Annotated in this window: 14 protein-coding genes; 11 read left to right on the top strand and 3 right to left on the bottom strand. The window is 72.1% G+C overall.

Annotation, left to right across the window (positions count from 1 at the left end):
* The first annotated feature begins 1 nt into the window (after position 1).
* The gene (locus M0M48_RS19800; protein ID WP_215817115.1) at positions 2-934 is read left to right on the top strand and encodes an ABC transporter permease; all 933 of its coding nucleotides are present in this window, start codon (positions 2-4) and stop codon (positions 932-934) included.
* Between the two features lie 94 nt (positions 935-1,028).
* Here the strand turns inward: M0M48_RS19800 and M0M48_RS19795 are convergent, their stop codons facing one another.
* Both M0M48_RS19795 and M0M48_RS19790 read right to left on the bottom strand, forming a co-directional pair.
* The gene (locus tag M0M48_RS19795) at positions 1,029-1,631 is read right to left on the bottom strand and encodes a TetR/AcrR family transcriptional regulator (RefSeq protein WP_215817116.1); all 603 of its coding nucleotides are present in this window, start codon (positions 1,629-1,631) and stop codon (positions 1,029-1,031) included.
* Positions 1,628-2,227: a TetR/AcrR family transcriptional regulator gene (locus M0M48_RS19790; RefSeq protein WP_215817117.1), complete on the bottom strand. Its 600-nt coding sequence runs from the start codon at positions 2,225-2,227 to the stop codon at positions 1,628-1,630. Before M0M48_RS19790 ends, M0M48_RS19795 begins: the two co-directional genes overlap by 4 nt.
* 233 nt (positions 2,228-2,460) lie before the next feature.
* Here M0M48_RS19790 and M0M48_RS19785 point away from each other — a divergent pair, with 233 nt between their 5' ends.
* From M0M48_RS19785 to M0M48_RS19740, 10 genes are all read left to right on the top strand, one after another.
* Positions 2,461-3,318 (top strand): SDR family NAD(P)-dependent oxidoreductase, encoded by an 858-nt coding sequence (locus M0M48_RS19785; protein WP_257752445.1) that lies wholly within the window; start codon positions 2,461-2,463, stop codon positions 3,316-3,318.
* A gap of 37 nt (positions 3,319-3,355) precedes the next feature.
* A complete protein-coding gene (locus M0M48_RS19780; RefSeq protein ID WP_257752443.1) occupies positions 3,356-4,189 on the top strand; it encodes a mycofactocin-coupled SDR family oxidoreductase in 834 nt (277 codons plus the stop codon).
* A gap of 42 nt (positions 4,190-4,231) precedes the next feature.
* On the top strand, positions 4,232-5,485 hold the full coding sequence (locus tag M0M48_RS19775) for an aminotransferase-like domain-containing protein (protein WP_257752441.1): 1,254 nt from the start codon (positions 4,232-4,234) through the stop codon (positions 5,483-5,485).
* A gap of 102 nt (positions 5,486-5,587) precedes the next feature.
* On the top strand, positions 5,588-6,733 hold the full coding sequence (locus M0M48_RS19770; RefSeq protein ID WP_215817121.1) for a sugar ABC transporter substrate-binding protein: 1,146 nt from the start codon (positions 5,588-5,590) through the stop codon (positions 6,731-6,733).
* A 28-nt stretch (positions 6,734-6,761) separates the two neighbouring features.
* Positions 6,762-8,285, top strand: a complete 1,524-nt coding sequence (locus M0M48_RS19765; protein ID WP_257752440.1) for a sugar ABC transporter ATP-binding protein — start codon at positions 6,762-6,764, stop codon at positions 8,283-8,285.
* Positions 8,248-9,285 (top strand): ABC transporter permease, encoded by a 1,038-nt coding sequence (locus M0M48_RS19760; protein WP_257752439.1) that lies wholly within the window; start codon positions 8,248-8,250, stop codon positions 9,283-9,285. Before M0M48_RS19765 ends, M0M48_RS19760 begins: the two co-directional genes overlap by 38 nt.
* A 42-nt stretch (positions 9,286-9,327) precedes the next feature.
* Complete coding sequence (locus tag M0M48_RS19755) at positions 9,328-10,161, top strand: mycofactocin-coupled SDR family oxidoreductase (protein ID WP_257752438.1); 834 nt, start codon at positions 9,328-9,330, stop codon at positions 10,159-10,161.
* Positions 10,158-10,544 (top strand): RidA family protein, encoded by a 387-nt coding sequence (locus tag M0M48_RS19750; RefSeq protein ID WP_215817125.1) that lies wholly within the window; start codon positions 10,158-10,160, stop codon positions 10,542-10,544. Before M0M48_RS19755 ends, M0M48_RS19750 begins: the two co-directional genes overlap by 4 nt.
* Positions 10,541-11,422 (top strand): pyridoxal 5'-phosphate synthase lyase subunit PdxS, encoded by an 882-nt coding sequence (pdxS, locus tag M0M48_RS19745; RefSeq protein ID WP_257759260.1) that lies wholly within the window; start codon positions 10,541-10,543, stop codon positions 11,420-11,422. The genes M0M48_RS19750 and pdxS overlap by 4 nt, the downstream gene beginning before the upstream one ends.
* A 7-nt stretch (positions 11,423-11,429) precedes the next feature.
* A complete protein-coding gene (locus tag M0M48_RS19740; RefSeq protein WP_257752437.1) occupies positions 11,430-11,834 on the top strand; it encodes a heme-binding protein in 405 nt (134 codons plus the stop codon).
* Here M0M48_RS19740 and M0M48_RS19735 read toward each other — a convergent pair.
* The gene (locus M0M48_RS19735) at positions 11,831-12,313 is read right to left on the bottom strand and encodes a MarR family winged helix-turn-helix transcriptional regulator (RefSeq protein ID WP_257752436.1); all 483 of its coding nucleotides are present in this window, start codon (positions 12,311-12,313) and stop codon (positions 11,831-11,833) included. The two genes, M0M48_RS19740 and M0M48_RS19735, sit on opposite strands and share 4 nt — an antisense overlap.
* Positions 12,314-12,329: the final 16 nt, after the last annotated feature.

Here is a 12,329-nt window from a genome sequence, read left to right as displayed (position 1 = left end):
CATGGGAGAGATCACCGAGCTCCTGACCCTGATGATCCCGGCGATGGTGCCGTTCCTGCTCGCCGCGCAGGGCACCGTCCTCAGCGGCCGGGCCGGCGTCTTCAACGTCTCGCAGGAGGGCCTCATGGTCCTCGGCGCGGCAGTCGGCTTCCTGGTCAGCTTCAAGGTCGGCAGCAACACCGTCGGCATGGCCGCCGCCTTCGCGATCGCCGGTGTCTTCGGTCTCGTGCTGGCGTACATGACCACCCAGCTGCGGCTGGACCAGTTCGTCGTCGGCCTGGCGCTGTACTTCGCCGCGCTCGGCGCCGCCGGTCTGCTCTACCGCGAGGTGATCGGGGTGACCATGGAGCCGCCGCTCATCCCGACGCTGGAGGACAAGCCGATCCCGCTGCTCTCGGACATCCCGTTCCTGGGAGAGGTGCTGTTCGACCACGACCTGGTCGTCTACCTCGCGTTCGCGATCTCCGTGGGCATCTGGTGGTTCATGTACAAGACCCGCAGCGGGCTGGCGTTCCGCTCGATCGGCGAGAACCCCAAGGCGGCCGACAGCCTCGGCATCAACGTCACCTGGGCGCGGACCTGGTCGACCGTCGTGGGCTCCGGCCTCGTCGGCATGGCCGGTGCCTACCTGCCGATGGTCTACACGGGCCTCTACACCGAGGGCATGGTGGCCGGTCGTGGCTGGCTGGTCATCGCGCTGGCCTTCCTCGGCGGCTGGCGTCCGCACCTGGTGATCGCCGGGGCGGCGTTCTTCGCCGGCATGGAGGTGCTCGCGCTGCGGGCCCAGGTCGCGGGGATCGGCATCCCGCACCAGTTCGTCCTGATGCTGCCGTACGTCGCCACGCTGCTGGTGATGGTCTTCGCGTTCCGCTGGGCGCGGCAGCCGTCCTTCCTCGGCCGCAACTACGACCGGGAGAGCCGCCTGGTGGGCTGATCCACGCTCAGCTCCACCAGGAGACGGAGAACCAGGGCGGTGACCTCACCAGGTCGCCGCCCTGGTTCACGTCCGGGCCTCCGCCGAGCGCGCGTCAGGCGAGCCCGAGGTAGTTGAGCCAGAGCCGGGTCAGGTCCTCGGTCGCCTGGTCGACGTCCTCGCGGTGGCCGAAGACGTACCAGAGATAGGCCAGGCGCTCGGTCATCGCGCCGAGCAGGAACGCGGCCGTGGCCGGGTCGACCTCGGGCGCGACCTGGCCGGCCGCCTGCCAGCGGGCGATCGCGCGCTCGGTGCGGCTGCGGTAGTAGCGGTTGCGCTCGGCCAGGACGCCGGGCACGTCGGGCTGCTCCAGCGCGGCCGCCTCGACGCAGGTCCAGAAGGCGGCATTGCGCTTGAACGCCGTGAGGTAGAGGCGGTTGGTCTCGCGGATCCGCTGCGCGGGGTCGACCGCGCCGGGCTCGGCGGGCACCAGCTCGCCGTAGACCTCGTCTTCGACGGTGATGAGCAGCTGGCGGAACAGGTCGTCCTTGTTCTCGAAGTGCAGGTAGAACGTGCCGACGGAGACGTCGGCCTCCTTGGTGATGTCAGAGATGCGGGTCTTGTGCAGACCCTTGCGCTCCAGCACCCGCCGTCCGGCGCGCAGCAGCGCACCGCGCGTCCGGCTGCCCTGGGTCGTGGCCGCGGCCCGCTCGCTCATCGGCCCGCTCCTCGTGGCGGCATCCGCAACAGCGCCGTCCAGGCGTCGGCGACGGCGGCCGTCGCGGCCTCGACGTCGAACCCGTCGCCCTCGTGGGACCACTGCTGTACGGCCTGCTCGGTCAGCGCGATGAGGGCGTCGACCACGACGGCGCTCGCGACGCCCGGGTCGATCCACCCCTGCTCGGCCCAGAAGCCGAGCTCGTCGGTGAGGGTGCGCGTCAACGGGTCGGGCTGGTCGCGCAGCGCGGTGGCGACCTGGACGTTGCCGAGCGCGGCGGCGTTGATCATCCGCCAGGTCGCGGCGCCCTCGGCGAGGCGGCCGACCTGGAGCCGGACCACCTCGTGCAGCCAGGCCCGGGCGCTCTCGGCATCGGAGAACCGGGCCCGCGGGACCTGGGCGGCCAGCTCGTGGCGGGCCTGCTCGACGACCTCGAGGAAGAGCCCCTCCTTGGTGTCGAAGTAGGTGTAGAAGCTCCCCGCCGCGACGCCGGCGCGCTTGGTCACGTCGATCACCCGGGCGCCGTGCAGGCCCTTTTCGGTGAAGACGTCGACGGCAGCGTCGACCAGCGCCTGCCGGGTCGGAGGGAGGGTCACCGGGCCGCCTTTCGGGGACGTGGTTGGTCGATCGGACTGCCCGAAGGCTAGCCAGTGCATCGGCGGGACGCCAGAAATGAACACCAATTCAGAGCATCTGAATTTCGCGTCACCACCTGTGGCATCGAGTGCCGAATTGCCGTTTCCCGCCTGGGCAGGCGGGATTCTCTGTGTCTGGATCGACCTCCTGTGTCCCTTGACACACCTTCCGGCGGCGCGATAGGACTACCCACATGAACGGAAATTCAACGCGTTTCGAGGGCCGTCGGGTGCTCGTCACCGGTGGTGCCCGCGGGCTCGGGGCCGCGATCGCCGCGTCCTTCGTCGCGGCCGGCGCCCGGGTCGCGGTGTGGGACGCGCCCGCTCCGATGGAGCTCGGCTACCCGCTCGCCGGGAGCGCCGAGCTCGACGCGGCCCGGGCCGCGGTCGGCCCCACCGGTCACGTCGCGGCGGTCGACGTCCGCGACGTCGCGCAGGTCCGCGCCGCCGTGCCCGCGACCGTCGCCGCGCTCGGCGGCGGGCTCGACGTCGTCGTGTGCGCGGCGGGGGTGCGCACCGCGGCCACCGCGGCCACGATGAGCGACGCCGCGTGGGACGCCGTCGTCGACACCAACCTGCACGGGACCTACCACGTGCTGCGCGAGTCCCTCGTCCACCTGGAGGAGTCCGGCCGTGGCCGGATCGTCGTGGTCGCCGCCGAGGAGGGACGCCGCGGCGCCTTCGGGCTGAGCCACTACGCGGCCGCCGCGTGGGGTCAGATCGGGCTGGCCAAGTCGCTGGCCCACGAGGTCGCCGGGCACGGCATCGCGGTCGGGGTCGTGTGCCCCGGCGTCATGGACACCGCGATGAGCGACGACCCGTCGTACTGGGCGGTGCTCCAGGCGGGGCGTGACGGCTCGCAGGCCGTGACCGGTCCCGACCGCGCCGCGGCCGAGCACGCGCTGCGCGTGCGCCACCCCAGCAGCACGACGTACGTCGACGTCGACGCGGTCGTCCGCGCCGTCGAGCAGCTCGTCGCCGAGCCCGGCCTCGACCGCACCGGGGCCGTCGTCGACGTCTCGGCCGGCCTGGCCGCCACCAACACGGCCTGAGCCGCCGACCGCCGACCACGACATCGAGGAGACAACGATGAGGAACTTCGACGGCCGGACCGCCCTGGTCACCGGCGCCGCCAAGGGGCAGGGCCGCTCCCACGCGATCGCGCTCGCCCAGCGCGGCGCCAACCTGGTGCTCGTCGACATCGCCGCGCAGATCCCCTGCGCGTCGCGGATGGCTACACCCGAGGAGCTCGACGAGACCGCACGGATCGTCGAGTCGCTCGGCGCGTCCTGCCTGACCCTCAAGGCCGACACCCGCAGCCCCGAGCAGATGCGCGACGTCGTCGCCGCCACGGTCGACCGGTTCGGGCGGGTCGACGTGTTGCTCGCCAACGCCGGCATCGCCGCCTTCGGCCCGGTCCGGGAGATGGCCGACGACGTGTGGCGCGACGTCGTCGACGTCAACCTGGGCGGTGTGGCGGCCAGCATCCGCGCCGTCGCGCCGGTGATGGCCGAGCAGCGTGCGGGCCGGATCGTGGCGACCGCCTCGGCGGTCGGTCGCGAGGGCGGTCCCAACAATGCCAACTACGCGGCCTCGAAGTGGGGTGTGATCGGACTCGTGAAGTCCGTCGCGATCGAGCTGGCGCCCTACGGCGTGACGGTCAACGCGATCTCGCCCATGTCCGTGTCCACCGACATGTGCCACAACGACCTCACCTACGGCCTCTTCCGTCCCGACCTGGCCGCGCCCACGACCGACGACGTCCGCGACACCTTCGCCACGCTCAACCCGATGGCCGTGCCGTGGCTCGAGGTCGGCGACGCCACCGAGGCCGTCCTCTTCCTCGCCTCCGACGAGGCCCGCTACATCACCGGTACGGCGCTCGACGTCGCCGGTGGCTGGAACGCCTTCCACAGCGCCTGACGCGCACCCGCTGACCGAACCCGACTACCCAGGAGCCTCCCCGTGACCTTCGACCCGACCGACAAGCTCTCCGACCTCGCCGCCGGTGGCCCGGCGCTGTTCTTCCCCGACCCGCCGGCCCAGGTCACCTTCAACTTCGACCAGGGCATCGCGGCCGAGGAGACCTTCCCGCTCGACGACTTCCGCCGGCTGATGGGCGAGGTCCTCGACCGCGACGGCGGCCGGGCGCTGGAGTACATCTCCTTCGGCTACGAGGAGGAGACCGACCAGATCGTCTACCTGCCGTCGTACATCGAGCTGATGCTGGGCCACACCGGGCTGCGCGAGAAGGTCGCCGCCTGGATCTCCCGGACCCAGGACGTGCCGGACCTCGGCGCCGACAACCTGATCCTGACCTCCGGTTCGGTGCAGGCGATCGCGCTCGCGGTCAACGCGCTGGTCAACCCCGGTGACGGCGTCCTGGTCGAGAAGGCGACGTTCCCCTACGCCATGCGCTTCATGCAGATGCGCGGCGCCGACCTGCGCACCGTCGAGATCGACGAGCACGGCCTGGTCATCGAGTCGCTGGTCGAGCGGCTCGAGGAGATGCGCCGCGACGGCGTGACGCCCAAGCTGCTCTACGTCATCCCGACCTTCCAGCTGCCGACCTGCGTGGTCATGCCCGAGGACCGCCGGCGCCGCCTGCTCGAGGTCGCCGAGGAGTACGACTTCGTCATCCTCGAGGACTCGATCTACGCCGACCTGCGCTACGGCGGCGACCCGGTCCCGTCGCTGCTGAGCATGGACACCAACGGCCGGGTGATCCAGAGCCATGGCTTCTCCAAGGTGCTCGCCCCCGCGCTGCGGATCGGCTGGATCACCGCACCGGAGCCGCTCATCCACGCGCTCGCGTCGGTCCGCCAGGACCTCGGCGTCAGCCAGTGGATCTGCCGGATGCTCGAGCAGTACCTCGAGGAGGGCCTGCTCGACCCGCACATCGAGCGGGCCAACGCGGTCTACCGCCGCAAGCGCGACCTCGCCGTCAAGGCGGTGCGCGAGCACTGCGGCGGGCTGGTCAGCTTCGACGTGCCCGACGGCGGCTACTACCTCTGGCTCAAGATCGCCGAGGACGTCGACTGGGAGAAGGCCCAGCACGAGGCCGCGATGGCCGGTGTCTTCTGCCGTCCCGGCGAGAAGTTCCTCGGCCAGGAGGCCGGCCAGGGCTACCTGCGCCTCGCCTACAGCCACGCGCCCGACCACGAGCTCGAGCGCGGCATCAAGGCCCTCGGCGAGGCGATCGTCGCGAACGCGCGCTGACCGGCCGCTGACCCACCCCCACCTGCTGTTCCCGGCGCCCGCGCCGGGGACGGAGCTCGGGCGCCCGAAAACACCCGACCCAACCCCACGAGAGGAATGCCCGTGCCTTCCAACAACCTCCCTCGCGCACGCCGCCGCCGCGGCGCCGCGATCGCCGCCCTGGTGGTCGCTGCCACCGTGGCGCTCGCCGGCTGCAACAGCTCCGACTCCGGTTCCGACGACGGCCCGGCGGCCAGCGGTCCCTGGCTGGACGAGGCCAAGGCCGCCGCCGAGACGGCCGTGCAGGTGCCGACCGAGATCGCCGTCAAGGCGCTCGGGCCGGTCGAGCCGCCGGCGTCCATGACCGTGTACTTCGTCGGCTGCGACCAGTCGATCCCGGGCTGCGTGGCCCAGGTCGAGGGCGTGCGCCAGGCCACCGACGCCCTCGGCTTCGACCTGGAGGTCTGCGACGCCAAGAGCGACGTCGCTTCGTTCCAGAACTGCATGAGCCAGGCGGTCAACGCCAAGCCCGACGTCATCGTCAACAACGCCCGGCCCTCGGCCGACGCGTCCGAGGCCTACGCCAAGGCGCACGAGCTGAAGATCCCGGTGATCGGCCAGTTCACCGCGCAGCTCCCGGACCCCGCGAAGGGCAACACCGTCGAGGTCGGCAACGTCTGCCAGATCGAGGGCGAGCTGCTCGGGAACTACATCGTCTCGGAGTCGGGCGGCAAGGCGAACGTCGCGATCTTCGCCGACACCGTCTACCAGTGCAACGGCCAGCGGGCCGACGGCGTCAAGGCCGCGCTCGACAAGTGCCCCAGCTGCAAGGTGAGCGTCGACCGGTTCAGCGTCGCGACCGCGCAGACCGACCTGCCGCCGGCCCTCCAGGCCAAGATCCAGTCGAACCCGCAGCTCAACTGGGTGGTCAGCACGCCCGGCTTCTCCGGCGTGATGGCGGCGGACGCCGTGCGCCAGGCGGGCAAGGAGGACGGCATCTCCGTCGGCACCTTCGACGGTGACGAGCCCACCCTCGCGCTGGTCCGCCAGGGCGACATCATCAAGGCCGACGTGGCCTCGGGCGTCTACGAGAACGGCTGGACGGTCGTCGACGCGGCGCTGCGGCTCAAGGCCGGGCAGACGATCCCGGACAACATCGAGAACCCGACCCAGCTGCTGATGACCCAGGACAGCGCGCCGAAGAGCGGCACCTACGAGGGGGCGGACGGCTTCCGCGACCAGTTCAAGGCGCTCTGGGGCGTCAGCTGAGTCCTGGGTGAGGAGAGCGGAGACCACGATGACCACGGACGACACGGCAGCCCTGGAGCTGCACGGGATCGTCAAGACGTTCCCCGGGCAGCGGGCCCTCGACGGCGTCGACTTCACCGTCGCGCGCGGCGAGATCCACGCCCTGCTGGGCCACAACGGCTCCGGGAAGTCGACCCTGATCAAGGTGCTCTCCGGGTTCCACCACCCCGACGAGGGGCGCTGCTCCGTCGCCGGATCGCGACTGCGGTTCGGCGACGGGGTGGCGGTCAGCCGGGCCGGCGTCCGGATCATCCACCAGGACATCGGCCTGGTCGACGAGCTGTCGGTGCTGGAGAACCTCCGGCTCGGCGTCGGCACCTACCGGGCCGGGACGGTCGGCGCGATCCGCTGGCGCGGGGAGCGCTCGGCGGCCCGGGCCCGGCTCGACGACCTCGGGCTCGGGCACCTCGACCCCGACGCCGAGGTGGCCGGACTCTCCGCCGTCGAGCGCACCGAGGTCGCCATCGCCCGGGCCATCGACGACCCCGACGCGATCCGGGTCCTCGTCCTCGACGAGGCCTCGGCGGCGCTGCCCGAGGAGCAGGTCCAGCACCTGTTCCGGCTGGTCCGCACGCTCGCCGCCCGCGGCGTCGGTGTCGTCTACGTGACCCACCGGCTGGAGGAGGTCATCGACCTCGCCGACCGGGTGACCGTGCTGCGCGACGGCGCGGTGGTGCTCCAGGAGAGCGTCTCCACGCTCACTCGCGAGGACCTCGCCCGGGTGATCGCGGGCAGCGAGGTCGGCGCCGTGCACGCGAGCGACCGCGCCGCCGGCCGTACGACGGGCGCCCCGGTGCTCGAGCTCGACGACGTCGTCGCCGGGCGCGAGCTCGCCGGTGCCAGCCTGTCCCTGCGCGAGGGCGAGGTGCTCGGTGTAGCCGGCCTGGCCGGATCCGGCGTGCACGAGGTGGTCCGCCTGCTCCAGGGCCGGGCGCCGCTGCACCGCGGCCGGGTCACGGTCGCCGGCGCGCCGGTGCCGCGGCCCGGCGTCCGGTCGCTGCGGCGGCTCGGCGTCGCGGTGCTGCCCGGCGAGCGCGACCAGAAGCGGATCACGGGCATGACCGTGGCCGAGAACATCACGATCGCCGACCTGGCGCCGTACTGGCGCGGGGGGCGGTTCCGGCACCGCGCCGAGCGCGCGGACGCCGTCGCCCTCGTCGAGCGCTACCGGATCCGGCCGCCCGACGTGCAGCGCCCGATCGAGCTGCTCAGCGGCGGCAACGCCCAGAAGGCCTACGTGGCGCGCCTCCTGCGCACCGCACCGCGCGTGCTGGTGCTGGAGGAGCCCACCCACGGCGTCGATGTCGGCGGTACCGCCGAGATCCTGCGCCTCCTCGTCGAAGCGGCACGCACCGAGGGCACCGCCGTCCTCCTGTGCTCCTCCGACACCGACGACCTCGCCGCCACCTGCGACCGCGTCCTGGTGCTGCGCGACGGCGTCGTCGCCGACGAACTGACCGACAAGGAGATCACCCGTGAGCGAATCGTTGAGCTCTGCTACGCAGCAGGCTGAGGAGGTGCCGGCGGCGCGACCCGCCGAGCACCGGGCGGGCCGGATCGGTCTCGACCTGCTCGACCGCTGGGCCGGGCCGCTGCTGCTCGTCGCAATGATCGTGGCGTTCACCATTGCCTCGCCCGGCGTCTTCCTCACCAGCAGCAACCTGCTGGCGGTCGTCAACAACCAGACGATCACCGCGGTGGTCGCGCTGGGACTGCTGTTCCCGCTCGCCGCCGGGGTCTTCGACATCTCCATCGGCGGTGTGCTCACGCTGTCGGTGATCACCTCGGCCTGGACCTTCCAGCAGACGGCCGGCTCGATGCCGGTGCCGCTCGCCATCCTGATCACCCTGGCGGTCGGCTCGTCCGCGGGACTGGTCAACGCGCTGCTCGTGGTGCGCCTCAGCATCGACCCGTTCATCGTCACGCTCGGGTCCGGCTCGATCTTCCTCGGGGTCTCCCAGCTGGTCGCCAACGGACAGGTCGTCTCGCGCGACATCCCGACGTCCTTCACCGACCTCGGCCGCGGCGAGCTGTTCGGCATCCCGAACCCCATCGTGCTGGTCGTCGTGCTCGCGCTGATCGTGTTCTACGTGCTGGAGATGACCCCGCTGGGCCGGATGATCTACGCCACCGGCTTCGGCCGCGAGCAGTCCCGGCTGGCCGGCGTACCGACCAACCGGATCCTGGTGCTGGCGTTCGTCGTCTCCGGCTTCTGCGCCTCGCTCGCCGGTCTCGTCTACACCTCCCGCATCGGCACCGGGCAGCCGGACGTCGGCGCGCAGTACCTGCTGCCGTCGTACGCCGCGGCGTTCCTCGGCTCGACGATGATCAAGCCGGGCCGGTTCAACGTCCCCGGCCTGCTGGTCGGCCTGGCGATCCTCGCCATCGGCATCAACGGCCTGCAGCTGCAGGGGATCCCGTTCTGGGTGATCTCCACCTTCCAGGGCGGCGCGCTCATCCTCGCCGTCGTCCTCACCAAGCTCCGCAAGCTCTCGGTGCGCGCGGACGGCTGACGCCGCCCGCCGCCGTACCGACCACCTGACAAGGAGAACGACATGGGCAAGCTCGACGGCAGGACCGCGCTGATCACCGGCGCCGCCCGCGGACAGGGACGCTCCCACGCCCTGGCCCTCGCCGCGGAGGGCGCGAACGTGGTCGCGGTCGACCTCTGCGCCGACCTCGCGACCATCCCGTACCCCCTCGCCACCCCCGAGGACCTCGCCGAGACCAAGGCGCAGGTCGAGGCGCTCGGCGTCGCCTGCCACACGGTGCGCGGCGACGTCCGCGACACCGACGCGATCGAGGCGGTCGTCGCCGACGCGGTCGCGAGGTTCGGCTCGCTCGACATCGCGGTCGCCAACGCCGGCGTGTGCGGCTTCGCGAAGTTCTGGGACCTCGACGACGCGGCCTGGGACGAGATGATCGGGGTCGACCTGACCGGCGTCTTCAAGACGATGCGCGCCGCGGTGCGGCCGATGCTCCGCCAGGGACACGGCCGGATCGTCGCCACCTCGTCGATGGGCGGCCGGATGGGCAATCCCAACCTCGCCCACTACGTCGCCGCCAAGTGGGGCGTGATCGGCCTGGTCAAGACGCTCGCCCTGGAGGCGGCCTCGTCGGGGATCACCGTCAACGCGGTCTGCCCGGCCACGGTCGACACCGGGATGGTCCACAACGACGCGCTCTACGGGCTGTTCTGCCCCGACCTCGACGCCCCGACGCGCGAGCAGGTCGAGCCGGCGTACGCCGCGATGAGCCCGATGGGCGTGCCCTGGGTGGCGCCCGAGGACATCTCGAAAGCCGTGCTCTACCTGGTCTCCGACGACGCCCGCTACGTCAGCGGGACGACGATCGACATCAGCACCGCCGCGTCCGCGGGCATGCCGTGAGGGGCTTCAACCCGCCGCACCTGCGGTTCGACGGGATGTCCCAGGCCGTGCGCAGCGGCGACTTCGTGGTGCTCTCGGGCCAGGTGGCGCTCGACGCCTCGGCGCAGATCGCGACGGACGATCCCTACGAGCAGGCCCGGCAGTGCTTCGAGAACATCGGGCTCGCCCTCGCCGAGGCGGGCGCGACGCTGGCGCAGGTCACCAAGCTCGTCTGCTACCTGACCGACGCGGCGCACTTCGCGTCGTACAGCAGGGCGAAGGGGGAGGCCTTCACGTCCGGCTCCGCCCCGGCCAGCACGACGGTCGTCGTCTCCGCACTGCTCGACCCGCGGATGCTGCTGGAGGTCGAGGCGTGGGCGTACGTCGGGGAGGCCTCGGCGTGAGCACCGGGACGACCCGGGTCAAGCGCGGCATGGCCGAGATGCTCAAGGGGGGTGTGATCATGGACGTGGTCACCCCCGAGCAGGCCAAGATCGCCGAGGACGCCGGCGCGGTCGCGGTGATGGCGTTGGAGCGGGTTCCGGCCGACATCCGCGCCCAGGGCGGGGTGTCGCGGATGAGCGATCCGGACATGATCGACGGGATCATCGCGGCGGTCTCGATCCCGGTGATGGCCAAGGCCCGGATCGGGCACTTCGCCGAGGCCCAGGTCCTGCAGTCGTTGGGTGTGGACTACATCGACGAGTCCGAGGTGCTGACCCCGGCCGACTACGCCAACCACATCGACAAGTGGGACTTCACGGTTCCGTTCGTGTGCGGTGCGACCAACCTGGGCGAGGCGCTGCGCCGGATCACCGAGGGCGCGGCGATGATCCGCTCCAAGGGCGAGGCCGGTACCGGTGACGTGTCCAACGCGGTGACCCACATGCGCACCATCCGCGCCGAGATCCGCCGCCTCGGCGCACTGGCCGAGGACGAGCTGTACGTCGCGGCCAAGGAGCTCCAGGCGCCCTATGACCTGGTGGTCGAGGTCGCCCGGACCGGCAAGCTCCCGGTGGTGCTGTTCACCGCCGGCGGGATCGCGACCCCGGCGGACGCGGCGATGATGATGCAGCTCGGCGCCGAGGGTGTGTTCGTGGGCTCGGGGATCTTCAAGTCGGGCAACCCGGCCCAGCGGGCCGAGGCGATCGTGAAGGCCACGACCTTCCACGACGATCCTGATGTGGTCGCGAAGGTCTCGCGTGGTCTGGGTGAGGCGATGGTCGGCATCAACGTCGACGAGCCCGCCCGCTCGATCCAGTTCGCCGAGCGCGGCTGGTAGGCCGCCCGTGCCCCGCACCTGCGCGGTCATCACGCTCGCCGAGGCGGAGACGGTCGTGCGCGCAGCGCTCGCCGCCGCAACCGCCGCGGACCTCGCGGTCGCCGTCGTCGTGGCCGACCCCTGGGGCGTGCCCGTCGCCACCGCCCGGATGGACGGCGTCCCGGCCCTGGTGGCCGCCGCCGCCCACGGCAAGGCGGTCACGGCGGCCGCCCTCGGCGTACCGACGGGGGTGTGGGAGGAGCGCACCGCCGCCGACCCGTCGTTCCCGGCCACCGTCGGCACGGTCCCCGGCTTCACGCCCATCGCGGGCGGCGACCTGGTCCGGATCGGCGGCGAGGTGGTCGGCGCGGTCGGCGTCAGCGGTGGTACGTCGGACCAGGACGCCGCGATCGCGCGGACCGCGGGCGCCTAGGGAGTGCCCTCGCCGTCGCGCGTCCCGGCGAGCGAGCGGGTCGCCGCGGACGCCGCCCGCAGCCAGCGTTCGACGACCGCGACCTCGTCGGGGTCGAGCCCGTCGAGCGAGTCGCGCAGTGCGCCCGCGAGCGGGCGGAAGAACTCCCCGGCGAGCTGCTGGGCGGACGGGTGCAGCTCGAGCAGCCGGCGGCGGCCGTCGGCCGGGTCGGGCGTGCGTACGACGTGCCCGCTCGCCTCCAGCCGGTGCAGGAGCGCGGTGGTCGCCGGCGGGCTGAGCTCGATCGAGGCGGCCAGCGCGGACGGCGTCACCGGGAGGCCGCGCAGCCGGGCCTGGTGCAGGTAGGCCAGCGCGTCGACGTCGGTGGGGTGCAGGCCGTGGCGGTGGGCGAAGCCGTGGGAGAAGCGGTTGAGCTCGTACGAAAGCTCCTGCACCAGCACGGGCACCGCCGCGCCCGGCGTACCCCTGGGGTCGCTCATGGGCTTATCCTTCCAT

It is taken from the genome of Pimelobacter simplex (assembly GCF_024662235.1).
In the GTDB taxonomy this organism is placed as follows: domain Bacteria; phylum Actinomycetota; class Actinomycetes; order Propionibacteriales; family Nocardioidaceae; genus Nocardioides.
The sequence above is the reverse complement of the archived record's forward strand: the minus strand, read 5'-3'. Positions and strand labels throughout refer to the sequence as shown.

Coding starts and splice junctions, on each gene's coding strand:
- M0M48_RS19780 (WP_257752443.1), top strand. CDS start 3,356: ATGAGGAACTTCGACGGCCGGACCGCCCTGGTCACCGGCGCCGCCAAG.
- M0M48_RS19755 (WP_257752438.1), top strand. CDS start 9,328: ATGGGCAAGCTCGACGGCAGGACCGCGCTGATCACCGGCGCCGCCCGC.
- M0M48_RS19765 (WP_257752440.1), top strand. CDS start 6,762: ATGACCACGGACGACACGGCAGCCCTGGAGCTGCACGGGATCGTCAAG.
- M0M48_RS19735 (WP_257752436.1), bottom strand. CDS start 12,313: ATGAGCGACCCCAGGGGTACGCCGGGCGCGGCGGTGCCCGTGCTGGTG.
- M0M48_RS19785 (WP_257752445.1), top strand. CDS start 2,461: ATGAACGGAAATTCAACGCGTTTCGAGGGCCGTCGGGTGCTCGTCACC.
- M0M48_RS19795 (WP_215817116.1), bottom strand. CDS start 1,631: ATGAGCGAGCGGGCCGCGGCCACGACCCAGGGCAGCCGGACGCGCGGT.
- M0M48_RS19800 (WP_215817115.1), top strand. CDS start 2: ATGGGAGAGATCACCGAGCTCCTGACCCTGATGATCCCGGCGATGGTG.